The organism is Nitrospirillum viridazoti CBAmc, assembly GCF_000730165.1.
GTDB classification, from domain to species: Bacteria; Pseudomonadota; Alphaproteobacteria; order Azospirillales; family Azospirillaceae; genus Nitrospirillum; species Nitrospirillum viridazoti.
Window position 1 is genome coordinate 351,994 of record NZ_CP022112.1, and the last position, 23,901, is coordinate 375,894.

The 23,901-nt window shown below is 69.2% G+C and carries 24 protein-coding genes; 12 read left to right on the top strand and 12 right to left on the bottom strand.

The window, feature by feature from the left end:
* The first annotated feature begins 18 nt into the window (after positions 1-18).
* From Y958_RS23495 to Y958_RS23505, 3 genes are read left to right on the top strand one after another with little or no spacing between them, the layout of a single operon-like run.
* A complete protein-coding gene (locus tag Y958_RS23495; protein ID WP_088874383.1) occupies positions 19-1,128 on the top strand; it encodes an LLM class flavin-dependent oxidoreductase in 1,110 nt (369 codons plus the stop codon).
* A gap of 6 nt (positions 1,129-1,134) precedes the next feature.
* A complete protein-coding gene (locus Y958_RS23500; RefSeq protein WP_088874384.1) occupies positions 1,135-1,965 on the top strand; it encodes a TauD/TfdA dioxygenase family protein in 831 nt (276 codons plus the stop codon).
* A complete protein-coding gene (locus tag Y958_RS23505; RefSeq protein WP_088874385.1) occupies positions 1,965-2,681 on the top strand; it encodes a cysteine hydrolase family protein in 717 nt (238 codons plus the stop codon). Before Y958_RS23500 ends, Y958_RS23505 begins: the two co-directional genes overlap by 1 nt.
* A gap of 72 nt (positions 2,682-2,753) precedes the next feature.
* Here Y958_RS23505 and Y958_RS23510 read toward each other — a convergent pair whose 3' ends face one another.
* On the bottom strand, positions 2,754-3,650 hold the full coding sequence (locus tag Y958_RS23510; protein WP_088874386.1) for an oxidoreductase: 897 nt from the start codon (positions 3,648-3,650) through the stop codon (positions 2,754-2,756).
* A 171-nt stretch (positions 3,651-3,821) separates the two neighbouring features.
* The gene (locus Y958_RS23515) at positions 3,822-4,679 is read right to left on the bottom strand and encodes a TauD/TfdA dioxygenase family protein (protein WP_088874387.1); all 858 of its coding nucleotides are present in this window, start codon (positions 4,677-4,679) and stop codon (positions 3,822-3,824) included.
* A gap of 215 nt (positions 4,680-4,894) precedes the next feature.
* Here Y958_RS23515 and wrbA point away from each other — a divergent pair, with 215 nt between their 5' ends.
* Positions 4,895-5,497 (top strand): NAD(P)H:quinone oxidoreductase, encoded by a 603-nt coding sequence (gene wrbA, locus Y958_RS23520; RefSeq protein ID WP_088874388.1) that lies wholly within the window; start codon positions 4,895-4,897, stop codon positions 5,495-5,497.
* A gap of 64 nt (positions 5,498-5,561) precedes the next feature.
* Here wrbA and Y958_RS23525 read toward each other — a convergent pair whose 3' ends face one another.
* From Y958_RS23525 to mdcA, 9 genes are all read right to left on the bottom strand, one after another.
* Positions 5,562-6,827 (bottom strand): MFS transporter, encoded by a 1,266-nt coding sequence (locus tag Y958_RS23525; RefSeq protein WP_186291580.1) that lies wholly within the window; start codon positions 6,825-6,827, stop codon positions 5,562-5,564.
* A 260-nt stretch (positions 6,828-7,087) separates the two neighbouring features.
* Positions 7,088-7,684 (bottom strand): nitroreductase family protein, encoded by a 597-nt coding sequence (locus tag Y958_RS23530; RefSeq protein ID WP_088874390.1) that lies wholly within the window; start codon positions 7,682-7,684, stop codon positions 7,088-7,090.
* Between the two features lie 83 nt (positions 7,685-7,767).
* On the bottom strand, positions 7,768-8,718 hold the full coding sequence (locus Y958_RS23535; protein WP_088874391.1) for an ACP S-malonyltransferase: 951 nt from the start codon (positions 8,716-8,718) through the stop codon (positions 7,768-7,770).
* Positions 8,715-9,584, bottom strand: a complete 870-nt coding sequence (gene mdcB, locus Y958_RS23540; RefSeq protein WP_244909667.1) for a triphosphoribosyl-dephospho-CoA synthase MdcB — start codon at positions 9,582-9,584, stop codon at positions 8,715-8,717. Before mdcB ends, Y958_RS23535 begins: the two co-directional genes overlap by 4 nt.
* Positions 9,581-10,207 carry a malonate decarboxylase holo-[acyl-carrier-protein] synthase gene (gene mdcG / locus Y958_RS23545; protein ID WP_088874393.1) on the bottom strand — a complete coding sequence of 209 codons (627 nt, stop codon included), beginning with the start codon at positions 10,205-10,207 and terminating at the stop codon, positions 9,581-9,583. Before mdcG ends, mdcB begins: the two co-directional genes overlap by 4 nt.
* Entirely contained in the window at positions 10,200-10,922 is a 723-nt protein-coding gene (locus Y958_RS23550; RefSeq protein WP_088874394.1) for a biotin-independent malonate decarboxylase subunit gamma, read from the bottom strand. Before Y958_RS23550 ends, mdcG begins: the two co-directional genes overlap by 8 nt.
* On the bottom strand, positions 10,909-11,820 hold the full coding sequence (locus Y958_RS23555) for a biotin-independent malonate decarboxylase subunit beta (protein WP_088874395.1): 912 nt from the start codon (positions 11,818-11,820) through the stop codon (positions 10,909-10,911). The genes Y958_RS23550 and Y958_RS23555 overlap by 14 nt, the downstream gene beginning before the upstream one ends.
* A complete protein-coding gene (mdcC, locus tag Y958_RS23560) occupies positions 11,817-12,131 on the bottom strand; it encodes a malonate decarboxylase acyl carrier protein (protein ID WP_088874396.1) in 315 nt (104 codons plus the stop codon). Before mdcC ends, Y958_RS23555 begins: the two co-directional genes overlap by 4 nt.
* Positions 12,132-12,141: 10 nt before the next feature.
* Entirely contained in the window at positions 12,142-13,788 is a 1,647-nt protein-coding gene (mdcA, locus tag Y958_RS23565) for a malonate decarboxylase subunit alpha (RefSeq protein WP_088874397.1), read from the bottom strand.
* Between the two features lie 171 nt (positions 13,789-13,959).
* On the opposite strand from mdcA, the gene madL reads away from it, so the two are divergent.
* Genes madL through Y958_RS23580 form a run of 3 tightly spaced genes read left to right on the top strand, consistent with a single transcriptional unit; the run spans position 13,960 to position 15,861 of the window.
* On the top strand, positions 13,960-14,385 hold the full coding sequence (madL, locus tag Y958_RS23570) for a malonate transporter subunit MadL (protein ID WP_088874398.1): 426 nt from the start codon (positions 13,960-13,962) through the stop codon (positions 14,383-14,385).
* Between the two features lie 12 nt (positions 14,386-14,397).
* On the top strand, positions 14,398-15,162 hold the full coding sequence (gene madM, locus Y958_RS23575) for a malonate transporter subunit MadM (protein WP_040846233.1): 765 nt from the start codon (positions 14,398-14,400) through the stop codon (positions 15,160-15,162).
* A 6-nt stretch (positions 15,163-15,168) separates the two neighbouring features.
* Positions 15,169-15,861 (top strand): GntR family transcriptional regulator, encoded by a 693-nt coding sequence (locus tag Y958_RS23580; RefSeq protein WP_088874399.1) that lies wholly within the window; start codon positions 15,169-15,171, stop codon positions 15,859-15,861.
* A 36-nt stretch (positions 15,862-15,897) separates the two neighbouring features.
* On the opposite strand, the gene Y958_RS23585 is transcribed toward Y958_RS23580, so the two are convergent.
* Complete coding sequence (locus tag Y958_RS23585) at positions 15,898-16,815, bottom strand: LysR family transcriptional regulator (RefSeq protein WP_088874400.1); 918 nt, start codon at positions 16,813-16,815, stop codon at positions 15,898-15,900.
* 232 nt (positions 16,816-17,047) lie between these two features.
* Between Y958_RS23585 and Y958_RS23590 the strand changes: the two genes are divergently transcribed.
* From Y958_RS23590 to Y958_RS23610, 5 genes are all read left to right on the top strand, one after another.
* The gene (locus Y958_RS23590) at positions 17,048-19,393 is read left to right on the top strand and encodes a TonB-dependent receptor (RefSeq protein WP_088874401.1); all 2,346 of its coding nucleotides are present in this window, start codon (positions 17,048-17,050) and stop codon (positions 19,391-19,393) included.
* Positions 19,394-19,493: 100 nt separating this feature from the next.
* Positions 19,494-21,467: a glycoside hydrolase family 3 protein gene (locus Y958_RS23595; RefSeq protein ID WP_088874402.1), complete on the top strand. Its 1,974-nt coding sequence runs from the start codon at positions 19,494-19,496 to the stop codon at positions 21,465-21,467.
* Between the two features lie 18 nt (positions 21,468-21,485).
* Entirely contained in the window at positions 21,486-21,908 is a 423-nt protein-coding gene (locus tag Y958_RS23600) for a GlcG/HbpS family heme-binding protein (protein ID WP_088874403.1), read from the top strand.
* Positions 21,909-21,912: 4 nt separating this feature from the next.
* Positions 21,913-22,944 (top strand): amidohydrolase family protein, encoded by a 1,032-nt coding sequence (locus tag Y958_RS23605; RefSeq protein WP_088874404.1) that lies wholly within the window; start codon positions 21,913-21,915, stop codon positions 22,942-22,944.
* Positions 22,945-22,960: 16 nt separating this feature from the next.
* Positions 22,961-23,878, top strand: coding sequence for a VOC family protein (locus Y958_RS23610; protein WP_088874405.1), 918 nt, complete (start codon positions 22,961-22,963; stop codon positions 23,876-23,878).
* Positions 23,879-23,901: the final 23 nt, after the last annotated feature.

A 23,901-nucleotide genomic window follows, 5' to 3' on the forward strand; every position in this document is an offset into this window, starting at 1 on the left:
GGGAGGCCTGGTTCCATCATGACGCAGACGACCGAACTGAAGCGCGCGCCCTTGCCCTCCGATGCGGGCGGCAAGGACCTGGGCATCTTCCTGCCCATCGCCAACGGCGGCTGGATCCTGTCCTCCTCCGCCCCGCGCATCGACGGCTCCTACGCTTACAACCGCCGGGTGGCCCAGCTGGCCGACGGTGCCGGCTATGACTTCATCATGGCCATGGCCAAGTGGCGCGGCTACGGCGGCGCGACCGAGCATTGGCGCTATGCCATGGAAAGCCAGATGATGATGGCCGGCCTGGCGGAGGTGACGAAGGAGGTCAAGGTGTGGGCCACCGTCCACACCCTGCTGCAGAATCCGGCCGTGACGGCCAAGATGATCATGACCCTGGACCACATCAGCCAGGGTCGCGCCGGCCTGAACGTCGTCAACGGCTCGTACAAGGGCGAGTTCGAGCAGATGGGCGCCTGGCGGGATGAGCTGGACCATGACGAGCGCTACACCTTCGCCGAGGAATGGGTGCACGCCATCAAGCGGCTGTGGACCGAGGACACGGTCGATTACCAGGGCAAGTACGTGACCCTGACGGACTGTCAGTCCGATCCCAAGCCCTTCTTCCGGCCCTTCCTGGTCTGCGCCGGATCCAGCAAGCGGGGCATGGCCTTCACCATCAATGAGATGGACGCCATCTTCCTGTCCGGTTCCAGCAAGCAGGAATTGGCCAAGAACAGCGGCATGGCCAAGGCCATGGCGAAAGAGGCCGGCCGCAGCATCAAGACCTATTCCATGATGACCCTGGTGCTGGGCGATACGGACGCGGAAGCCGAGGCCCTGGCCGCCCGATATGTCGAGGGCTTCGACGAGGGCGCCTGGCGCGGCATGATGAAGGCCTACGGCTTCCTGGACGTGGAGATCGGGCGCCAGAACGACTTTACCACCAAGGCCAAGTCCGGCTTCATGTCCAGCCACCTGGTGGGCGCACCCGCGACGATCGCCGCCAAGCTGATCGACATGCTGGGCGGCTGCGACCTGGATGGCATGATGCTGATCTTCCCCGACTACATCACCGGTGTGCCGCGCTTCGCCCAAGAGGTGCTGCCGGCCATCCGTGAGGCCTTTCCCACTAAGGTGTGACGCGCCATGGACAACGGCATCCGCGAGTATCAGAGCTTCCGCGTGAAGCCCAGCGCCGTGGCGCTGGGGGCGGAACTGCTGGGCATCGATCTGTCGCAGCCGCTGACGGACCTGCAGGTGGCGGAGGTGAAGGACGCCTTCGCCCGTTACCAGGTCATCTTCTTCCGCGACCAGCAGGCCCTGACGCATGAGGCCCACAAGGCCTTCGGCCGGCATTTCGGCCACCTCGCCATCCATTCCGCGGTGGCCGGCATCGACGGCCATCCGGAGATCGTGGCCATCCACGCGGACGCCAATTCCAAGTACGTCGCCGGGGAGAACTGGCACAGCGACCTCAGCTGCGACGCGGAACCGCCGCTGGGCAGCATCCTTTACATCCACACGCTGCCGCCGGTGGGGGGCGACACCTGCTTCTCCAGCATGTATGCCGCCTACGACGCGCTGTCGGACCGCATGAAGGCCTACCTGGACGGTCTGACGGCGGTGCACGACGCCAACCCCGTCTATCACGCGCTGTTCAAGGATTACGACAAGCGCTACCCCTGCAACAGCCACCCGGTGGTGCGCACCCACCCGGTGACGGGGCGCAAGTGCCTGTTCGTGAATTCCTCCTACACCACCCGCATCGAGAGCGTGCCGGAGGAGGAGAGCAAGGCCGTGCTGGGCCTGCTGTTCGACCATGTGAAGAACCCGAACTTCCAGATCCGCTTCCGCTGGGAACCCCACTCGGTGGCCTTCTGGGACAACCGCGCCGTGCAACACCTGGCGGTGTGGGATTACTTCCCCAACGTCCGTTCCGGCTTCCGTGTCACCGTCGCCGGGGACAGGCCCTACTGATGCCGACCATTCCGAAAGAGGGCGTGCCGGCAAAGGGCGTCCCAGTTGGGGCCGTGACCGTCACCGTGACGCTGGACCCGCCGGTGCCGGCGGCGGCGCTGGCGCCCATGATCCGGCCGGACCGCACGGCCCTGCTGGTCATCGATCCGCAGGTGGACTTCATCGCGCCCGAAGGCGCCATCGGCCAGGCGGGTCTGGACCTGGGCGTGGTCGAGCCGACGCTGGACCGCATCCGCCCGCTGCTGGCCGCCGCCCGCGCCGCCGGGGTGTCACCCGTCTTCATCCGCGTGATCACCCGGCCGGAAACGGATGGCACGGCCCTGAAAGCCCTTTATGAGCGGCGGGGCTGGCCGGCGGAGGCGGTGGGCATCTGCCGCGCCGGCACCCCCGGCGCCGACTATTACGGCGTGGCGCCGGAGAGCGGGGAGATGGAGGTGGAGAAGGTGCTGTTCTCCGCCTTCGCCGGCACGGATTTCGAGGCGCGGCTGCGGGCGCGGGGCATCGACACCCTGGTGGTCTGCGGCTTCACCACCGAATGCTGCGTCGACTGCACGGTGCGCGATGCGTTCCATCGCGACTTCCATGTCTTCATCGTGGCCGACGCCTGCGCTGCGTATGAGCCGGCCCTGCACTGGGGCGCCCTGCACGCCCTGTCCAAGAACTGCGCCCTGCTGGTGGAAAGCGCGGACGTGGCGGCGGCCTGGAATCGGGTGTGACGCCGTCCATTGAACAAGGGGCTGGAGCCAAGCGCGTTCCCGGTTGAGCGCGCTTGGCTTCCGTCGTGGGCGTCACGCCTGGAAATCGGTGTCCACCGACACGGCCCGCCAGGCCTCGATATCGGCCAGCTGGCGGGTCAGCTTCATGGTCGCGTAGCCCACGGCGTCCTCGCCCAGCAGCAGGCGCAGGGGCGGGGTTTCCGCGTCCAGGGCCTTCAGGATGGCCAGCGCCGCGCGGGCGGGGTCGCCCCGCTCCTGGCCGGCGTGGCTGGCCAGGATACGCTTGCATGCGCCGACGGTGGCGTCGTAGTCGGCGGCCAGGTCGGGACGGTCCGTGTCCGCCGCGCTGCGCTTGCGCGAGCGGCCGGCGAAGTCGGTGCGGAAGCCGCCGGGCTCCACCATCGTCACCTTGATGCCCAGGGGCGCCACCTCCTGCGCCAGGGTCTCGGTGATGCCCTCCAGCGCGAACTTGCTGCCGGAATAAAGGCCCAGGCTGGGCCAGCCTACCAAGCCGGAGACGGAGGTGATGTTGACGATGTGCCCGGCCCGGCGGCCGCGCATATAGGGCAGCACGGCCTGCATCATCGCCAGCGCGCCGAAGACGTTGACCTCGAACTGGGCGCGGGCATCGGCCAGGCTGGTTTCCTCCACGCCGCCCACCAGGCCATAGCCGGCGTTGTTGACCAGGATGTCGATGCCGCCCCCACCGATGCCGCCGCCCCCGCCCATGCCACCGCTGTCGGCCTCCACCGCCGCGGCCACGCGGTGCGCCGCCGTCTCGTCCGTCACGTCCAGGATGGGCGCGCGGGCCAGATCCGGCGCCAGGGCGCGGAAGGCGTCGGCGTCGGCCTCGCTCCGCACGGTACCCCATACCCGCTCGCCCCGGTCCAGCGCCGCTTGGGCCAGCGCCCGGCCGAAGCCCGAACTGACGCCGGTGATCAGCCAGGTGCGCGGTCTTGTCGTCGTCATCAAACGCCCCATCGGTAAAAAAGTGGCCGTGGGATCATGCCCACGGCCAGTCTTCGGAGATCGAACCATCCTGAACCGAAGGTCGGCGACCGCCGACCCCGGAATGAGCACCGCAGGGCGGAACGAGGATAGCCAAGGCCACGGACGTGGCCGCCCGGCGCTTGAGGGAAGTTAAAACGGCCGGTCGCCCTTCACCCACATGCGGTGCATCAGGCGGGTGTACTTCTTGTCGTCGTACAGGGTGCCGGTGTGCAGGGTGCAGCGGTTGTCCCAGATGAGGATGTCGCCCACCTGCCATTTATGGGCATGGACGAAGCGGTCCTGGGTCACGAACGCCACCAGCTCGTCCAGCAGTTCCAGCCCCTGCGGGTTGGGCATACCCACCACTTCCTTCACCGTCCCGGTGCTGACCCACAGGGCCTTGCGCCCGTCGGCGGGATGGGTGCGGATCAGGGGGTGGATGACGTCCGGATTCTCCGCCTTCAGTTCCGGGCTCAACTGGTCCACCCGCAGGTACTGGCGGCTGGTCATGAAGTATTCGTAGCTGTGGTGCAGTTGTAGCCCGTCCAGCTGAGCCCGCCGCTCCTCCGGCAGGGCGTCATAGGCGGCGCACAGGTCGGCCAGCAGGGTGTCCGAGCCTTCGGCCGGCACCTCCACCGCGTACAGCATGGTGCACATTACCGGCTCGGCCTTGTACGAATAGTCGGTGTGCCAGCCCACGCCGTCGTTGTGGGCGCCGATGGGCTTACCGTCCACCACCTTGTTGGACAGGATGTAGACCTCGGGGTGGTCGGGCAGGGTGAACTGCTTCTGGGTGTGCCCCTCCAGGGGACCGAAGCGGCCCAGGAAGGCCTTCAGGCCCGCGGGATCCAAATCCTGGCCGCGCAGCAGAATGGCACCATGGCGGTGGAAGGCCTCCACCACCTGGTCCACTTCCGCCGGCGACGCCGTTTTCAGATCCACATCCAGAATTTCCGCGCCGAAACCGGGCTTCAGGGGGCGCGTGCGCAGGGCTTCGAGGGTTTCCAACAACCTCTCCTCACTACTCCTGTCTCGCGGACCGTCCGATGGGGATGTCCCAGCATCCACGACACCAGGTCCGTCGCGAGTGTGAGGGTAGAGAAGGCCATCCTGCCCGTCTTGTCCAGAACTGCCCGGGAACTTGCCTCAGGCGGCCCATGCCTTGGCGGGCCATGGGGCCCGTGGCATATGCCGGCCACCCATAACCCGCCTGGAGACTGACGATGGCGAAGATCCTTGTCCTTTACTATTCCACCTGGGGCCATGTCGAGAAGATGGCCTACGCCGTGGCCGACGGCGCCAAGTCCGTGGCCGGCACCGAGGTGGTGGTGAAGCGCGTGCCGGAACTGATGCCGCGTGACGTGGCGGAGAAGGCCTATGCCAAGCTGGACCAGGAGGCGCCGATCGCCACCCCGGAAGAGCTGGCGGACTATGATGCCATCATTTTCGGCACGCCCACCCGCTTCGGCATGATGGCGGCCCAGATGCGCAACTTCCTGGACCAGACGGGCGGCCTGTGGGCCCAGGGCAAGCTGATCGGCAAGATCGGCAGCGTCTTCGCCTCCACCGCCACCCAGCATGGCGGCCAGGAAAGCACCCTGCTGTCCTTCCACACCAGCCTGCTGCACCACGGCATGGTGGTGGTGGGCGTGCCCTACGCCGAGCCCCGCCTGGGTGAGTTGGGCGCGGTGCAGGGCGGCACGCCCTATGGCGCCACCACCCTGTCGGCCAGCGACGGCTCCCGCCAGCCGTCGGAAGCCGAGCTGGGCATCGCCAGCTTCCAGGGCGCCCATGTCGCCACGCTGGCGGCCAAGCTGTTCGGCTGAGGCATTGGCGGAAATGAAAAGGCGGGGTTCACGCCCCGCCTTTTCATGCCCCGGGAGTCTCGCGTCAACCCCTGAGCGGCCTGTCGTATGATGGCAGGAACAGGAAGGCGGCGGTGGCGGCCAGCATCAGGCCCTGGATTAGGTGCAGTGCCGGGTCGTAGGACCGGTAGGCGTCGAAGATGCCGTTCATGGCGAAGGGGATCAGCCCCATGCCGACATTGATGCCGCCGTACAGCACGCCGGCGATGGCGCCATAGCTGCGGAAACCGAAATAGCGCGACACCAGGAAGGGCAGGGCGCTGTACTCCGCGCCCAGGCCCAAGCCCATCATGACCCCGGCCGCCACCAGCCAGGGCATGCTGGGCCCGTATTGCAGCAGCAGCAGGCCGCCCAGGCCCAGCAGGTAGAAGGGCACGAGGATCAGGGGCGTGGCGATGCGGTCCAGCACCAGGCCCATCAGCCATTGCACCACGGCGCACACCAGGGCGAAGACGGTCACCACTGTCACCCCGTCGGCCAGGGCGAAGCCCCGCTCCGTCAGCACCGGCACGACGTTGGTGAACATCGCCGTCATGCAGGCGGCACACAGGCCGATGGCCAGGGCCGTGATCCAGAAGGCCCGGGTGCCGACCGCCTGGCGCAGGGTCAGGTCGTTGGCCGGGCCCGTCCCCTTCTCCGCCCGCGCGGGTCCCGCGTCACGCAGGCCGCCGGGCGGCGGGTCCCGTAGAAAGCGCAGCAGGATGGGGAAGCCGATGGCCCCCACCATCAGGGCCATGCCCTGATAGGTCACCCGCCAGTCGAAACGCGACAGCAGCAAGCCGCCGATGATGGGGATGACCGTGGCGCCCAGGCCGTTGCCCACGCCGCCGGCGAAGCCCAGCGCCGCCCCGCGCCCCCGGTCGAACCAGCCGGACACTGCCTTGCTGTAGGTCATGGGCGAGGCGAAGGCGGCAGCGATGTCGGCCAGCAGGAACAGGCCGTAGAACGGCAGCACGCGGGCCGGCGCCAAGGAGAACAGGCCCAGCGCCACCGCGAACGACAAGCTGCCCATCAGGATCAGCCGGCGCGGCCCATAACGGTCGACCAGCGGCCCGGTGGCGAAGGCCATTGCCGCCGCGCAGAGTGCCGCCAGGCCCAGCACGCCGGAGACCTGCGCCCGGGGCCAGCCGAATTCCTTGGAAATGGGGATCAGCACCATGCCGAACACGGTGTACAGCACCGGCGTGGCGCTCATGAAATTGCCCATGGTGGCGGCGAACAGGACGCGGGCCTGGGCCGGCGTCATGCGCGCGGCCGGAACAGGCTCCGCCACGGGGCCGAGGACGGTCATGGCGCTATTCCCCTTTATGAAGGGTGCCGGCATCGGCACCGTCAGGGTCCGGCGGGACCCAACTGCCCAGGGTCCGCAGGGACCCAACTGCCCGTCGCATTTTTATCGGCCCGGCCTGGGTGGCCATGGCCTATGCGTTGCGGTGCAGCATATCAAATGCCGCCCGCTGATCTTGATCAGGGGCGCCTGGGCACTTGCTTGGGGGGAATGGGAAGCGCGGGTGGGAAGCGGCAAGGTGGTGCCGCCGCTTCCCCCGATGGTCAGGGCAGGCGGCCCCGATGGGCGGTTTCGGCCAGGGGGCGGCGGGGGCTGGGGAATTCGCGAGCCCGCAGCGGTTCCGGCAGGGCAGCCGGGTCGCCCTTGCGGCCGATGGCCACGGCCGCCTCGACGCGGAAGCGGTCGCCGGCCCCGGTCACCTCGGTGGCCCGCGCCCGGTCGAAGCCGGCCATGGCGTGGGTGTGCAGTCCCAGTTTCTGCGCCTGCAGGGCCAGAAGGGCCCAGGCGGCGCCGGCATCGAAGCTGTTGGTCGTGGCCGGCACCGGCTCGGTCTGGCCGGGCGCCAGGAACAGGGTGTCGGACAGGACGAAGAGCAGGACGGAAGCGTGTTGCACCCAGGCGGCATTGCGCGGCACCAGGGCGGACAGCAGCACCTCCCATTCCGGGGTGCCGCGGTGGGCGTAAACGAAGCGCCAGGGCTGGGCGTTGAAGGCCGAAGGCGCCCAGCGCGCCGCCTCGAACAGGGTGGCCAGCGTCGCGTCGTCCAACGTGGACCCGTCGAAGGCGCGGGGCGACCAGCGCGCCAGGATGTCGGGGTCGATGGGGTGGTCGGCGGTGCGCTGCGGAACGTCCGTCGTCATGTCTGGGAAGTCTCCATTCAATGCCAAACGCAGGTGGGGCCGGACGCAGGGGCCCGGCGCTATCGCTGAACCATGGAGACTTATCATTCCCCGACGCCGGCCGTACACCGGCCCAGGTGATCCTTCAGCCATGCCCGCGCGCCGGCCAGGCTATGGAAGTCGTCCAGGGCGCGGACCTCGGCGGTGGGCAGGGCCGCCGCCGCCATGTCCGCCAGGGCGCGGCCGGGCCCCAGTTCCAGGATTGTGGTCACGCCACGTTCGGCCAGGGCCTCCAACACGGCCGCCCAATCGATGGTTTCGGCCAGTTGCGCGGCCAACCCGGCCAGCGCCCGGTCCGGCCGCGTCACCAGCGTGGCGCCGCCGGCGGTCATCAGGCGCAGGGCGGGGCTCTTGGCCGGCACCGCCGCCAGGGCCGTGGCGAAGGGCGCAACCGCGCCGGCCAGGCGCGGCGTGTGCGAGGCGACGCGCACGCTCATGGGGCCGGCGCGCGCGGCGCCCGCGTCCAAGGCGGCGGCGCAGAAGGCCTCCGTCGCCGCCCGCGTCCCGCCGACGATGAACAGCCGGCCGGGGTTGACGATCGCGATGGCGCAGTCGAACCGCCGGGCCAGCCGCTCCACCGTTTCGCGCGCCAATCCCCGCACGTGGGCAAGCTGGTCGTCCGGCCCACCGGCCATGTCCATGGCCTTCGCCCGCCGCTCCACCAACACCAGGGTGTCGGTGGGCGACCACACGCCGGCGATGCCCCAGGCCGCCATTTCGCCGACGCTGTAGCCCGCGACGATGGTTTCCGGTGGCGCCCCGTCGGGGAACAGGGCGGCCGCGGCGGCCAGGGCGCGAGCCACGCACACCAGTTGCCCCTCGCGGTTGGCATGCAGCGTCTCCTCCGGCGCCGTCCGGCAGAACTCGGCGGGATCTGTGCCCAGCGGGGCGGTGGCGGCGTCGAAGATGGGACGCGCCGCCGGCTCATCCGCCAGCAAGGTGAAGGTGCCACGATCCTGCCGGCCTTGGCCGGAGCAGAGCAGGGCGAGGCTCACGATTCCAGCGCCTCCGTGAACAGCGCCATGGCCAGTAGGTCGGCGCAGCCGCCGGGGCTGAGATTGCGGGCGACGAAGTCGTCATGGATGGCCTTGGCCGCCCAACGCCAATGCCGACACCCGACGCCGCCGTCCCGCAGGAAGCGCAGGGCCGCCGCCCGCGCGAAGGCCAGCCCATCGATGCCGCCGCGATACAGCAGGTTGCTGTCCTCCACGGTGGCGATCAGCGCCATGCAGGCGTGGACGCGCGCGGCCTCCTCATCGCCCGCCGCCAGGCGGCGCCCCTCCCGCAGGGCCGGGCGCGCGACATCGTAGACCGATGGCATGCCGGCGGCGGCCTCTTCACGGGCGCCGCCGGCGCGGTAGCGGCGCGCCACGATGCCGCCGTGGCTGGCGGCTTCCTGCGGTTTAGCGGTGATTTCGCCGCCCCAGCGCGCGGCGATCAGGATTCCCAAGGGCCGCCGCCAGGCGCAGGCCCCGGCCAACCCCGCCGCCGCCGCCAGTAGGCCCAGGCCGAAAATCGCCCCGCGGTGGGTGTTCACGTTGCCGGTTGCCTGGCGCATCGCCGCCTCCGCCTCCAGCCCGATCAGGCGCAGGCGGTCCATGCCGGCGTCGGCGGCACCGGCCTCGGCCAGGGCAACGAAGTACGGCTCCAGCGTCCGGGCGCTGAGGCGCAACAGGGCCGCGTCCATGTCCTGGTGAGCGCCGGTGTCGATATGGCTGACCAGGCCGGGTTTGGGCCAGGTCTCCACTTCCAGGATCAAGGCCCGCGCCGCCTGCCGGCCGATCCAGTCCGGGCTGGTCCGGTGTTCCGGGCGCAGGGTGGGGGAAGCCGGCCGGGCCGGCGCTGTCTGCGGCATCGTCATGGGAACAGCGCCTCCCGCGCGACCAGGGCTGGCCCGGATCGGGTCTTGAGCAGCAAGTGGGGGGCATCCGACAGCCATTCCCGCCATTGCACGGCGCTGCCATCCAAGGACACCAGTTCCGCGTCCAGGCGCATGGGGGACCCGGCGGCGATGCCGCCCAACGCCGCCGTGATCCGCGCCGCGTCCGCGCCGCTGGCGCAGGTGATCAGCAGATCCAGGTCGGACGCGTCGGTCAGGTAGGGCAGGCCGGTCAGGTGCTGCCACGCCAGGCTGCCGAAACAACGCCAGGACGGATCGGCGCCCAGTAAAGCCTCGATCACCGGCTGCCAGGCGGCGGGGGCCGCAGACCGGGCGTCGCGCAGCAGCGGCGGCGGCGCCACCCGGGCCACGGCGGCGGGGGGACAGGACAGGGCCAGCCGCTTGCGCCCCATGCCCGGCGGCAGGGGCAGGCCCAGCGGGACGGCACCATCGGGGTCGGCGCAGACACGCTGCCGGAAGATGGCGGGGCGGCCCAAATCCGCCCAATCGGCAACCTCCTCCACTAGGCCGGCCACCTGGCCGCGCCACGCCTCGGGGGACAGGTGGACAAGGTCGTGGCGGCGCAGGGTGGCGGGGTCAACCATGGGCCAGCGCCAACCGCTGCACTTCCCGCGCGATCGCGGCGGCCTTTACCCGGCCGCCCCGTTCCAGGCCCCACCCCGCCCGCCCGTCATCATCCCGGGTGACGGCCAGCAGCGCCTTCAGCTGATCGCACAGCGGCCGCGCCGGGTCCCATATCTCCGCGATGGCGCCGGTGGCGAACAGGTTGTCCAGGCCCGGCGCGAAAACGGGCGTGCCGGCCGCCTTTTCCTTCAACACGTCGAGCGACAGCTTGGTCACGCGCGCCATGGACGGCAGGTCCATAACCTCGGGCCAGGCGCCGGGCAGGGCCACCAGCGAGCCGCAGGCGAGGGCGGTGGCGATGAAAGCGCCGGCGGCGCTGCCACCGTACAGCAGCCCGATCGTGCGGTGGCCCGCCTGCTCCGCCCGCCACAACGCCTTGGCCAGGTGGGCCAGGGTTTCGCTGAGGCCCATCAGCTCATCACGGCGGCTCATCCGCTGGCTGCCGGAATCGACCAGGAACAGCAGGGGCGCCGGGTCCGGCCGGGTGGTGATGGACAGGATGTGGCCGGCCAGCGCCAGGGCCTCATCGACGCCGGGGTAGGTCTTGCCGCTGATGCCGACGACGTCCACCGTGGTCTGCGGATCAAGCCGGCCGCTGCCGGTCAGAAGGCCGCCCGCCTCCGTGACGTCATGACCGGCCGGGAAAAGCGAGGAAAGGATGTCAGCGGGCTGCATCGGCGCCCTCCCGTTTGCTGGTCGCGATGGTCAGGAAGGCGCCGGTGTCCAGGTCCGGCACCCCGGCGGGATGGGCAACGCCCAGTCGGGCCCAGACCTCGGCCCCGTCGGCGGCGTCGCCGAAGCGCGCCAGGCGGCGTTCCAGCCGCGCCTGCTCGGCTGCGAGCACCGCCTGGTCGAGGGCGGAGGGCCGTTCCAGGGCCGCCAGCGCGCCGGCGCGGAAGGCCGCGACGTCGTCATCGACGAACAGGTCGGCCCCGCCGATCAGATAGCGATGCTTGCCCCCCATGGTGCGCCAGACCAGCGCCCGGTCGCGGGAATCGAACTCCTCCACGCCCTTGTTGGTCTCGATGACCTCCGGGCCTGAGACGGACAGCCGGCCCTGTTCGGAGATGACCAGGGCGGAGCAGCAGCCGGCGATCAGGCTGCCGCCGCCGTAGCAGCCGGCGCGGCCGCCCAGCAGCCCGACGACCCGCACGCCCTCGGCCCGGGCCTCCAGCGTGGCGCGGATGATTTCCGAGATGGCCAGTTCGCCGGCGTTGGCCTCCTGCAGGCGCACACCGCCGGTGTCGAACAGGATGACCACGTCGCGCTTCAGCTGGCGGGCGGCGCGCAGCAGCCCGGTCAGCTTGGCGCCGTGCACTTCGCCGATGGCGCCGCCCATGAAGCGGCCCTCCTGCGCGGCCGCCAGGACGGGCCGGCCATCCAGCCTGCCGGTGCCGACGATGATGCCGTCGTCCAGCTGGTGCGGCAGGTTGAACAGCCCCAGATGCGGGCTGAACTCCCGCCGCTCGGGGCCCAGGAATTCCGTGAAGCTGCCGAGGTCAAGCAGGTGGGCCAGGCGGCCCCGGGCCGACTCCTCATACCAGCTGTGGCGGGTGGGGGAGGGACTGGTCATTCCGGCTTCTCCATCAGGCGCACCCCCTGGGCCAGGCGCAGCGCCACCGTGTCCGGTCGCGCGCCGCCGTCGTTGACCGTGATGCGCAGGCCGCCCGCCGCCATGCGGGCGGCGAAGTCCGCCGTCACCGCCTGCCAGAGGGCGGCGAAGCCATGGGCCGGGGTGGCGATGTCGATGACGCACCGGTCGGGCGCCGCCCCCCGTTCCAGCAGCACTTCCAGATTGCCGGAGGCGACGACGCCCACCAGGCCGACGGCGCGGGTGCCGCCGGCAGGCCTGGTGGAGCTGAGTTCGTAGCGCAGGTTTTCCATGGGGCGGGCCTCACCAATTGCGGAAGCGGCTGGGCGGCCGGTAGAGCCCGCCCGAGGCGATCATCAGGTCCTTGATGGAATGGGCGACCAGCAGGCTCCGGTCGGCGTCCAGCGGATCGATGCCCAGATCTTCGGGGCGCTGGATGACTTTGCGTTCGCGCAGCCGTTCCACCATCCCGCGGTCGCGGGCGCGCCCTACCTCGGTATAGCCGGCGACGCCCCGGATGGCCTGTTCCCGTTCGTCCTTGTCACGGCACAGCAGCAGATTGGCGATGCCTTCCTCGGTGACGATGTGGGTGACGTCGTCGCCGTAGACCATGACCGGCGCCAGGTCCAGGTCCAGCTTGTCGGCCAGCTCCAGCGCGCCCAGCCGCTCCACGAACATCGGCGCGTTGCCGTCGCCGAAGGTTTCGCCGATCTGCACCACCAGTTTGCGGCCGCGCCGCAGGGGCGGGGGCCCGTCGGGATCCGCCTCCTGGCCGGCGCGCAGCCAGGGGGCGCTGGGATGGCGGCGGCCGCGGGCGTCCGACCCCATGTTGGGCGCGCCGCCGAACCCGGCGACCCGGCCGCCGGTGACGGTGGAGCTGTTGCCCGCCAGGTCGATCTGCAGGGTGGAGCCGATGAACATGTCGCAGGCGTAGAGGCCGGCGGTCTGGCAGAAGGCCCGGTTGGACCGCAACGACCCATCGGGACCGGTGAAGAAGATGTCCGGCCGGGCGCGCATGTAGTCTTCCATGCCCACTTCGGATCCGAAGCAATGGATCTGCTCCACCCATCCGCTTTCAATGGCGGGGATCAGGGTGGGATGGGGGTTCAGCGCCCAATGGGTGCAGACCTTGCCCTTCAGGCCCAGCCGCTCACCATAGGTCGGCAGCAGCAGTTCGATGGCGGCGGTGTTGAAGCCGATGCCGTGGTTCAGCCGGCGCACGCCGTAGGGGGCGTACAGTCCCTTGATGGCCAGCATGGCCGTCAGGATCTGGGTTTCGGTGATGGCCGCCGGGTCGCGGGTGAACAGGGGCTCGACATAGAAAGGACGGCCGGCGTCGACCACGAAATGAACCTGGTCGGCCGGAATGTCGACGCGCGGGACCTTATCGACGATCTCACCCACCTGGGCGATGACCAGGCCCTTGCCGAAGCTGGTGGCCTCCACCACGGTGGGCGTGTCCTCCGTGTTGGGGCCGGTATACAGGTTGCCGTCCTTGTCGGCGCTGACCGCCGCGATCAGCGCCACCTGGGGCGTCAGGTCGATGAAATAGCGGGCGAACAATTCAAGGTAGGTGTGGACGGCCCCCAGTTCAATCTGGCCGCCGAACATCATGCGCGCGATCCGCGCCGACTGCGGGCCGGAGTATGAGAAGTCCAGCCGCCGGGCGATCCCGGTTTCGAAGATGTCCAGATGTTCCGGCAGGACCACGCCCGACTGCACCATGTGCAGGCCGTTGACCTTGGCCGGGTCCACCTTGGCCAGCGCCTTGGCCAGCACGTCCGCCTGTTTCTGGTTGTCCCCTTCCAGGCAGACCCGGTCGCCGGGGCGCAGGATTGCCTCCAGGAAAGCGACGAGGTCCTGGGCGGCGACGATCTTGCCCGTGGCCAGGTGCCGGCCCGCCTCCAGCCGCGCCTGCCTGTCCCGACCCTTGGTGTTCCAATCCCGCATGATCGACCTTCGTATGCGCAAGGTGGATTTGTCGGTGCTAATGTATCCTCAATTGCGCAAAATTCAATATCGTGTATTTTTAAATCTGCGGACCGGGAGAGTCTGCATGCACGGGAGGGATAGGATGGCCGCTTTGCATTTTGATCGACAGGTATGTGGTGGAGGTCGCCCATGACCATCTCCGGTGTGGCGCTGTTGGCCATCTGCACCCTTCTGGGCGGTTTCCTGGGTGACCTGCTGGGGTCGGCCCTGGGTGTTAAGGCGAATGTCGGCGGTGTCGGCATCGCCATGTTGCTGCTGATCGCCGCGCGCCTGTGGCTCACCCGGCGCGGGTTGATGACCGCCGGTGTCAAGTTCGGGGTCGAGTTCTGGGGCGCCCTCTATATTCCCATCGTGGTGGCCATGGCGGCCCAGCAGAACGTGCTGGTGGCGGCGCGCAGCGGGCCGCTGGTGGTCATCGCTGGCGTGGCCGCCGTGCTGGTGTGCTTCGCCACCGTCGCCCTGATCAGCCGCATCGGCAAGAAGGGTGAGACCATGGATGAGATCGAAGCCAAGGCCAGGGCGCGCACGCCGTCCGCCGGCGAGCCCACGGTCTGACGGAGGACGGTCATGGAAATCCTGAAGCACGCCCTGTCCGCCAACGCCCTGCTGACCGCGTTCGCCGTCGTCGGCCTGGTGATGTGGCTGTCGAACGCGATTTCGAAGCGCCTTCTGTTCGGCCGGGTCCACGGTTCGGCCATCGCCATTGTCATCGGGCTTGCGGCCGCCTTCGCCGCCGGGCTGTGGACGGGTGGGGACAAGGGCGTCGTGGACATCCCGGTCTTCGCCGGCATCGGCCTCATGGGCGGGGCCATGCTGCGCGACTTCGCGATCGTGGCCACGGCCTTCGAGGTCGATGTGGTCCAGGCGCGCAAGGCGGGCGCGGTGGGCGCGCTGGCCCTGGCGCTGGGCACCATCCTGCCCTTCATCGTCGGCTCCCTGATCGCGGTCGCCTTCGGGTACACCGACGCCGTGTCCATCACGACCATCGGCGCCGGCGCCGTCACCTACATCGTCGGCCCGGTGACCGGCGCGGCCCTGGGGGCCAGCTCGGCGGTCATGGCCCTGTCCATCGCCACCGGCGTCTTCAAGGCGGTGCTGGTGATGGTGGGCACGCCGATCGTGGCCAAGGCCATCGGCCTGGACAATCCGCGCAGCGCCATGGTCTTCGGCGGCCTGATGGGAACGGTCAGCGGCGTTTCCGGCGGGCTGGCGGCGACCGATCGGCGGCTGGTGCCCTACGGCGCCTTGACGGCCACCTTCCATACAGGTCTAGGTTGCCTTGTCGCCCCGTCGATCCTTTATCTTATCGTCCGGGGCATCGTGGGGGGCTGAGACATCATGAGCGCGGTCGTCGACCTGACGGAAGGCCTGTCCGAGGAACGGGCGCTGCTCTCGGACCGGATCCGTGACGCGCTGACGGACGAGATCGCCCGGGGCGACCTGCCCGCCGGCATGCAATTGGACGAGCAGGACCTGGCGGACCGGTTCGGCGCCTCGCGCACCCCGGTGCGTGAGGCATTGCGCCAGCTGGCCGTCAGCGGCCTGGTGGAGATGCGCCCCCGGCGGGGCGTGGTCGTGACCCGCCTGACGCCCGAGCGCATCATGGACATGTTCGAGGCCACGGCGGAGATCGAGGCCATGTGCGTGCGCCTCGCCACGCATCGCATGACACCGCTGGAACGCAGCCGTCTGATGCGGCTGCACGGAGACTCGCTGGAGATGGTGCAGCGGGGCGACGTCGACGCCTATGACGCCTTCAACCGGGAATTCCACGAAACCCTCTACCGGGCCACCCACAACAGCTTCATGGCGGAACAGGCGATGGCGGTGCGCAAGCGGCTGAACGCCTTCCGCCGGACCCAGTTGCGCCACGGCGACCGCATGGCCCATTCCCGCCAGGAACACGACAGCGTGATGGCCGCCATCGCCGAGGGGGACGGGGAGACGGCCGCCCGCCGCATGCGCGCCCACATGCTGAATGCGGCCACCGCGCTGGAACGTTATATCGCCGACCACACAGTGTCCGAATAGGCGCGGGGGGCCTGTCCAGCCTGCGGCGCCGGTACCTCAGGCCGAATTCAGGTCCTTGAGGACGAGGTCGCGCATGATCGCGATGAAGCGCGCCGCCAGCGGGCTGCGGGGCGCCTTGGCGTTCAGGACCAGGCCGACGGGCCGTACCGCCTGGGCGTCGGCCAGGGGAATGCTCCGCAGCCGGCCGGCCGCCCGTTCCACGGCCGTCAGCTGGGGCGACATCAGGGCGACGCTATCCGTGGTCATGACAATGGACTTGATGGCCAGGATGGAATTGGTGGTGATGCCGCCGGTGGGCCAGCGGGTGCCGGCGGTGACGAACAGGGTTTCCAGCTGACGGCGGAATACGCTGCCCGCGCTGGGCAGCACCCAGGACGTCGACTGCAGATCGCGCAGGTTGAGGGTGGCGGCCGGCGCCAAAGGGTGGTCCGGCCTCATGATCAGTTCCGCCCTGTCCATGAACAGCGGCTCCTCGATCAAATCCTCATAGTGGGGGCCCACGCCCAGGGGGCCGACAATCAGGTCCAGCTGTCCCTGCCGCAAATGCAGGGACAATTCATCGTCCAGCCCCTCCACCACCGAGACCATGACCCGCGGCGTCTGCCGGGTCATCACCTCCAGCGCGCGGGGCACCAGGGCGGCGGCGGCCACGGGCGTCACGCCGATGGCCAGCGGCCCCTCGATCCCCTGCCGCTTCAGCGACAATTCCTCTGCGGCCCGCTCCAGCAGCGTTTCCAGCGCCTGGGCATAGTGCACCAGGCTTTCGCCGAAGGAATTCAGACGGGCGCCGGTGCGGTCCCGCTCCAGCAGCCGCACGCCCGTCTCGCGTTCCAGCAACGCGATGTTCTTGGACAGCGCCGGTTGCGACACGCGGGAGGCGGCGGCGGCGCTGTTGAAGGAACCGTGGCGGGCCACGGCCAGGAATTCCATCAGACGGCGGGGATCGATCTTCATAAGGACCGGGGACAGGTGGAGGGTGGGTTCAAACTACAGGTTATAAGATACGCCAATCTTATTATTAGACAACAATTCAGCGGCCGATTGTAATGCGGACATCCAGTTGCCGACTGGCGTCCGAGCTACCCCCAAAGGGGTGCCGACCAGCCGGCGACCGGCATCAACCGCCACATCCGGGACACGAGCTTCCCGGCGGGGCGGGCAAAAAGAAATCAGGGAGGATCGAGAGATGCGTGGCCATCACGGGCATGGTGTGGCGCTTTTGGCGTCCGCGGCGGCGGGCGCCCTGATGCTGTCGGGGACGGCGTGGGCGGCGGGCCAGGCGGCCGGCGGCACGGCCGACGACGATCTGGGGCTGCAGGAAATCATCGTCACGGCGCAGAAGCGCTCGGAAAACGTCCAGGACATTCCCAAGACCGTCAACGTCGTGACGCCGGAGGCGCTGAGCCAGGCGGGTGTGAACCAGCTGTCCGACCTGTCCGCCATCGCCCCGTCGCTGCAGGGCGGCGTCACCGGCAACCTGCCGGGCCAGCGCTCGCTGGCCATGCGCGGCATCTCCACCCTGCCGATTTCCCAGAACCTGCCCGCCCAGGTGGGCATCGTGCTCGACGACGTGCCGCAGCCGACCTGGGCCTCGCTGGCCAACGAGCTGAGCGACGTGGAACGCATCGAGGTGCTGCCCGGGCCGCAGTCCACCCTCTCGGGCCGCAACGCGGCGGCGGGCCTGGTGAACATCGTGACGCGCAGCCCGTCCATGACCCGCTGGACCGGTTCGGTCAGCGCCGAGCAGACGGACGACAGCCAGACCAAGGTCAGCGCCTTCCTGTCCGGCCCGCTGGCGGACAACCTGGCCTTCAGCCTGTCCGCCTTCGAGGACAAGTGGGACGGCAACGTCCACAACGTCACCTTGGGCAAGAAGCTGAACGGCCAGGACACCCGGGGCGCCCGGGTGAAGGTGAAGTGGCAGGCGACGGACAAGCTGACGGTCAACGCCAGCTATTTCAACCAGCTGACCCAGGCGGACTTCGTCGGCGGGCAGTCGACCACGGGTGCCGCTTCGTCCGGCGCCATCGTCTACGCCGATCCCTCGTCCAAGGTCCTGTCCCGGTTCGACACCACGCCGGCGGCATCGCAGCTGACCATCGGCCAGCTGGAACCGGGTGTCACCATCGGCCCGGACAACAACGCCTACGCCTCCTCGCGCTATTCCACGGCGGCGGCGCGCGACATCGGCGGCACCCTGCGCCTGGATTATGACTTCGACTTCGGCACCCTCAGCTCCCTCACCTCGTTCGCCAGCAGCGACCAGAATGTCACGGGTGACTTCGTCGCCATCAACGTGCCGGTGGCGCCGGCCGACCGCTATTTCCATCAGCGGGGCAACAGCGACAATACGGTGCAGGAGGTGCGCTTCAGCTCCGACGACACCGGGCCGGTGAAGTACCTGGTGGGCTTCATCTACAGCGACCTGGAGGTGAAGTACGACTACCGCCGCGCCATCGCGCCCACCGACTGGTACCGCACGTCGGGAACGCAAAGCACGGCGGGCTATGCGCGCGCCACCTGGCAGTTCCTGCCCGACACCTCGCTGACCGGCGGCCTGCGCTACCAGTCGGACAAGCTGGACTACAACTGGCTGTTCCGGCCCACCTACACCAAGGTCAGCCTCGATAACGCCGGCGACACCTCCTATTCCTTCCTGTCGGGGGAGGCCAGCCTGCAGCACCGCTTCGTGGAAAACGTCATGTCCTACGTGACGTACGCCCACGCGGAATCCGGCAAGTCCTACGATACCGAGGACAACGTCACCGCCGCCACCGGGGCGAAGCTGGTGCCCCTGGCCAGCGAGGTGGTCAACAATGTGGAAATCGGCGCCAAGAGCGAATGGTTCAACCGCCGCCTGACGGTGGACGTGGATCTGTTCCATGCCGACTACGACAACTTTCCCGTCCAGACCATCTACCTGCCGCCCAACGACCCCACGGCGGCACCCGTGTTCAAGACGCTGGCGGCCGGCAAGGTGAAGACCGAGGGCGTGGAATTGAACGTCACGGCCGTGCCGATAAAGGATCTGCGGCTGGGGGCCAACGTCGCCTACATCAACGCCACCATCGACGACCTGCCCAACGCCCCCTGTTACAAGGGGCAGACCGTGGCCCAGGGCTGTGTCGTCGGCAGCGGCGGCAGCAGCGTGCAGAAGAACTTGGCCGGCTCTCAGCTGCCCTATTCGCCCAAGTGGAAGTTCAACCTGTCGGCCAATTACATCGTGCCGCTGCCCAGCCTGCCGTTCGATGCCGACCTTGGCGCCTTCTACAAATACCAGAGCCGGGTGCAGTACGACCCGCTGGGCAATCCGCTGACGGTGCAGGGCGGCTTCGGCATCCTGAACCTCAGCACCGGCATCCACGGCCGCGACAGCGACTGGTCGGCCGAGTTCTTCGTCAACAACGTCTTTGACAAGCACAACTACCGCAGCCTGGTCGACAGCCAGTTCTGGAGCGGCCACGTCATCATCGCCGGCCTGTCGCGGGACTGGGAACGCTACATGGGTGTCCGGGTCAAGGCCGGGTTCTGACCTTCCTCCGAGGCTGCGCCTCGCTTCCCCTGGGCGTGCCGCCCTTCACCCTTCCGGGCGGCACGCCCTCTTTTCCCGCCGTGACAGAGGGCCCGGGGCCATGCGATCCACCATCCGCCTGAGCGCTGCCGTGACCTTGGCCCTGTTGTTGGCCGTTCCCGCCGCCGGCGGACCGCCACAGCCGGCGCTGGGCAGCCGGGTGAAGCCCCTGCTGAAAGTGGACGGCCTGGCCTTCCGCGACCTGAACGGCAACGGCGTGCTGGACCCTTACGAGGATTGGCGCCTGCCGGTGGCCGCGCGCGTGGCCGACCTGCTGGGCCGCATGACGGTCGAGGAGAAGGCCGGCACCCTGTTGCACGGCACGGCGCCGCCAGAGGGCGGCTTCACCTTCGCGACCATGCGCGGGCCTTATGACTTCGCCGCCGCCGCGTACCTGATCCGGGATCTGGCGGTCACCACCATGACGACCCGGCAGATCGCCAAACCCCAGGCGTTGGCGGAGCAGAACAACCAGTTGCAGGAAATCGCGGAGGGCGGCCGTCTTGGCATACCGCTGACCCTCAGCAGCGACCCACGCCATCACTTCCAGATGACCGCTGGCGCCAGCATGGCGCCCGCCGGCTTCTCGCAATGGCCGGAGGCCCTGGGCCTGGGCGCCATCGGTGACGTGGCGCTGGTCCGCCGCTTCGGTGACATCGCGCGCCAGGAATACCGGGCGGTGGGCATACACCAGACCCTTTCGCCCATGGCCGACGTGGCGACGGAGCCGCGCTGGCCGCGCATCAACGGTACCTTCGGCGAGGATCCGGATTTGGATCGCCGCCTGGTGCAGGCCTATGTCGAGGGCTTCCAGGGTGGGGACGACGGTCCCGGCACCACCGGCGTCTCGGCGATCGTGAAGCATTGGGTGGGCTATGGCGCCGCCCAGGATGGTTTCGACAGCCACAACAGCTATGGCCGCTATTCCGTGGTGCGGCCGGCGCAGTTCGACCTGCATGTGCTGCCTTTCACGGGCGCTTTCGCCGCCCATGTGGCCGGCGTCATGCCCACATACTCCATCCTGAAGGACATGGTGGTGGAGGGTCGGCCGGCGGAACCGGTGGGCGCCGGCTTCAGCCGCTGGCTGCTGACCGACCTGTTGCGCGACACATACGGTTTCCAGGGCATCATCCTGTCCGACTGGGCCATCGCCAACGATTGCGACCAGGCCTGCCGCGACGGCTTCCCGGCGGGGACCAAACCCACCTTCGATGGCTTCTCCACCGCCTGGGGCGTGGAGGAGCTGTCCGCCCCGGCGCGCTTCGCCAAGGGCATGCTGGCCGGGCTGGACCAGTTCGGCGGCGTGGATGATCCCGCCCCGCTGCTGGTGGCCGTGAAGCAGGGCCTGGTGACGCCGTCACGGCTGGACCAGTCGGTGCGCCGCATCCTGGCCCTGAAGTTCCAGCAGGGCCTGTTCGAGAATCCCTATGTGGATGCCGAAGCCGCCGCCAAGGTCGTGGGCGCCCCGGCCTTCAAGGCCGAAGGGTTGGCGGCCCAGGCCCGCGCCATGGTGCTGCTGGAGGCGGGCAAGGGCCCTGTGCCACTTATGGGCCGCAAGGTCTACCTGCGCGGTGTCTCCGCCGAGGCCGCCAGGGCCGCGGGACTGACGGTGGTGGATGACCTGAAACAGGCCGACGTGGCGCTGCTGCGCCTGTCCGCGCCCTTCCAGACCCTGCACCCCAACTACACCTTCGGCCAGATCCAGCATGAGGGTGACCTGGGCTTCCATGACGGCAACGCGGACTATGAGGTGCTGAAAGCGGCGGTGGCCGCCAAGGTCCCAGCCGTCGTCAGCGTCTACCTGGACCGCCCCGCCATCCTGACAGACGTCCGCGACAAGGCGGCCCGTCTCTATGTCGATTTCGGCGTCAGCGACGCCGCCCTGCTGGACGTGGTGACGGGCAAGGCTGCCCCTCAAGGCCATCTGCCGGTGGAGTTGCCGCGCAGCATGGCGGCGGTGGCGGCGCAAGCGTCCGACATCCCCCACGACAGCCCGGATCCGCTCTACCCCATCGGCACGGGATCGGCCCGCTGATCCCTGGAGGCATACCCCATGACCCTGACCCTTGCCCAAGCCAACGACATCCTTGCCCGCGCCCTGGCTCAAGCCCGGGCCCAGGGCCACCGCCCCATGGCTGTGGTCGTGGTGGATGAGGGCGGCCACCTTAAGGCCCTGCAGCGCGAGGACGGCGCCAGCATGTTCCGCACCGACATCGCCCTGGGCAAGGCCTGGGCGGCGGCGGCCATGGGCGCCAGCTCCCGCGCCCTGCATCAGCGGGCCCAGGACAACCCGACCTTCTTCGCCGCCCTGGCCGCCACGGGGCAGGGGCGCTTCATCCCCCAGACCGGAGCCGTGGTCATCAAGGACGCGGACGGCACCATCCTGGGCGCCGTGGGCGCCAGCGGCGGCACCGGCGACGAGGATGAGGCCATCTGCATCCACGGCGTGACCGGCGCCGGTTTGGCGCACGGGTGACGCCATGAGCCCCATCCAGACCGCCGCCTGCGGCTGCGGCATCGACGTCCACGCCCATGTTGTGCCGGCCGAGTTCCCCGCCTACATCGGCGCTCGCCTGCCGGCGCATTGGCCGTCCACGGCCCCCGCGCAGGATTGCCACCGCCATGTGATGATAGACGACAAGGTTTACCGCACTATCTCCGACCGCTGCTGGGACACGGGCAAGCGCGTGGCCGATATGGACGCCATGGGCTTGGCCCGCCAGGTGATTTCCCCCATGCCGGAACTGCTGTCCTACTGGTTCGATGCCGCCGACGCCCGGCAGCTGCTGCGCTTCCTGAACGACCAGATCGCCGCCATGGTGGATGAATCCGCCGGTTATCTCATCGGCCTGGGCGCGGTGCCGCTGCAGGACATGGACATGGCCCTGGTGGAGCTGGAGCACATCGTCCGTACCCTGGGCTTCGCCGGGGTGGAGGTAGGCAGCAACGTCAACGGCGTGCCCATCGGCCATCCCCGGTTTGATCCCTTTTTCGAGGCCTGCGTGGATTTGGGCGCCGCCGTCTTCGTCCACGCCGTGCGGCCCACCGGCATGGATCGGCTGGTCGGGCCGCCGCAGCTGCCGCAGGCCCTGGCCTATCCCAGCGACGTCGGCCTGGCGGCGGCCTCGGTCATCACCAGCAACCTCATGGTCCGCCGTCCCAATCTGCGCATCGCCTTCAGCCATGGTGGCGGCACCCTGGGCCTGCTGCTGCCCCGGTTGGAGCGGGCGACCCAGGTCTTTCCCGCTGTGCGCGACAGCCTGGCCCTGTCCCCGACGGAGCAGGCGCGGCGCCTGTTCTTCGACACGCTGGTGTTCGACGCCGCCACCCTGCGCCACCTGACCGGCCTGTTCGGCGACGGCCAACTGATGATCGGCACCGATTACCCCTTCCATTTCCATGACGCCACGCCGGTGGACCGCATCCGCGCTGCCGGGTTCGGAAACGAGGCGGCAGACCGGCTGCTGCATACCAATGCCCGCCGCTTCCTGGCGCTGCCCGACGGCGCCTGATCCTGAGGAGCCCCTCATGACCGCATCACCCTACGCTGCCTCACCCCACGTCGCCGGCCTGCGCAGCGTCGCCCTGACGGTGCCAGACCTGGCCGTGGCCGAGGACTTCTATACCCGGGTGTGGCATCTGGACGTGGCCGCCCGGACCCATGACGCCGTCTATCTGCGGGGCACCGGCGCCGCCCATCATCTGCTGTCGCTGCATGCGGGACCGGTGACGCAAATCCGCAATGTCACCTTCCAGGCGCGCAGTCTCCCGGCGCTGGACACCCTGGCGCGGACGGTGGTCGAGGCGGGCGGTCGCATCCTGGCGGCCGTGGGCCCGGTCGCGGAGCCGGGGGGCGGGGCGGGACTGACCGTGGCCGATCCGGACGGGCGCATCCTGCGCTTCGTCCACGGTGACGCCGAACACGCCGACGCAGGCGAGGTGCCGGACCGCCCCATCCGCCTGACTCATGTGGTGCTGAACAGCCGGGACGTGGCCCGCACCCAGGCCTTCTTCGAACGGGCCTTGGGCTTCAAGCTGTCAGACCGCACCCGCATCATGGCCTTCCTGCGTTGCGGGCCCGACCACCACAGCGTGGCCCTGGGCGATGCCGATACCGACAGCCTGAACCACATCGCCTTCCTCATGCCGGACCTGGACTCCGTCATGCGCGGCGGCGGACGCATGCGCGACGCCGGCCATGCCATCGAGTGGGGACCCGGGCGGCATGGGCCCGGCAACAACGGCTTCAATTATTTCATCGGCCCCTTCGGTGTGGTCATCGAATACACGGCCGAAGTGCAGCAGGTGGATGACAGCTATCCCACCGGCGCGCCGGAGAACTGGATCTGGCCCCCCGGCCGCGTGGACCAGTGGGGCATTTCCCAACCGCCGTCCCCGGCGCTGAAGCAGGCGCAACGCGCCGTGTTCTTCGCGCCCGCCGGCTGATCCCCCTTACCTTTCCCAGGAGT

Coding starts and splice junctions, on each gene's coding strand:
- Y958_RS23605 (WP_088874404.1), top strand. CDS start 21,913: ATGAGCCCCATCCAGACCGCCGCCTGCGGCTGCGGCATCGACGTCCAC.
- Y958_RS23505 (WP_088874385.1), top strand. CDS start 1,965: ATGCCGACCATTCCGAAAGAGGGCGTGCCGGCAAAGGGCGTCCCAGTT.
- Y958_RS23555 (WP_088874395.1), bottom strand. CDS start 11,820: ATGACCAGTCCCTCCCCCACCCGCCACAGCTGGTATGAGGAGTCGGCC.
- wrbA (WP_088874388.1), top strand. CDS start 4,895: ATGGCGAAGATCCTTGTCCTTTACTATTCCACCTGGGGCCATGTCGAG.
- mdcG (WP_088874393.1), bottom strand. CDS start 10,207: ATGGTTGACCCCGCCACCCTGCGCCGCCACGACCTTGTCCACCTGTCC.
- Y958_RS23500 (WP_088874384.1), top strand. CDS start 1,135: ATGGACAACGGCATCCGCGAGTATCAGAGCTTCCGCGTGAAGCCCAGC.
- mdcC (WP_088874396.1), bottom strand. CDS start 12,131: ATGGAAAACCTGCGCTACGAACTCAGCTCCACCAGGCCTGCCGGCGGC.
- Y958_RS23495 (WP_088874383.1), top strand. CDS start 19: ATGACGCAGACGACCGAACTGAAGCGCGCGCCCTTGCCCTCCGATGCG.
- Y958_RS23585 (WP_088874400.1), bottom strand. CDS start 16,815: ATGAAGATCGATCCCCGCCGTCTGATGGAATTCCTGGCCGTGGCCCGC.
- Y958_RS23610 (WP_088874405.1), top strand. CDS start 22,961: ATGACCGCATCACCCTACGCTGCCTCACCCCACGTCGCCGGCCTGCGC.
- Y958_RS23530 (WP_088874390.1), bottom strand. CDS start 7,684: ATGACGACGGACGTTCCGCAGCGCACCGCCGACCACCCCATCGACCCC.
- Y958_RS23525 (WP_186291580.1), bottom strand. CDS start 6,827: ATGACCGTCCTCGGCCCCGTGGCGGAGCCTGTTCCGGCCGCGCGCATG.
- madM (WP_040846233.1), top strand. CDS start 14,398: ATGGAAATCCTGAAGCACGCCCTGTCCGCCAACGCCCTGCTGACCGCG.
- madL (WP_088874398.1), top strand. CDS start 13,960: ATGACCATCTCCGGTGTGGCGCTGTTGGCCATCTGCACCCTTCTGGGC.
- Y958_RS23595 (WP_088874402.1), top strand. CDS start 19,494: ATGCGATCCACCATCCGCCTGAGCGCTGCCGTGACCTTGGCCCTGTTG.
- Y958_RS23510 (WP_088874386.1), bottom strand. CDS start 3,650: ATGACGACGACAAGACCGCGCACCTGGCTGATCACCGGCGTCAGTTCG.
- mdcB (WP_244909667.1), bottom strand. CDS start 9,584: ATGACGATGCCGCAGACAGCGCCGGCCCGGCCGGCTTCCCCCACCCTG.
- Y958_RS23580 (WP_088874399.1), top strand. CDS start 15,169: ATGAGCGCGGTCGTCGACCTGACGGAAGGCCTGTCCGAGGAACGGGCG.
- Y958_RS23600 (WP_088874403.1), top strand. CDS start 21,486: ATGACCCTGACCCTTGCCCAAGCCAACGACATCCTTGCCCGCGCCCTG.
- Y958_RS23590 (WP_088874401.1), top strand. CDS start 17,048: ATGCGTGGCCATCACGGGCATGGTGTGGCGCTTTTGGCGTCCGCGGCG.
- Y958_RS23550 (WP_088874394.1), bottom strand. CDS start 10,922: ATGCAGCCCGCTGACATCCTTTCCTCGCTTTTCCCGGCCGGTCATGAC.
- mdcA (WP_088874397.1), bottom strand. CDS start 13,788: ATGCGGGATTGGAACACCAAGGGTCGGGACAGGCAGGCGCGGCTGGAG.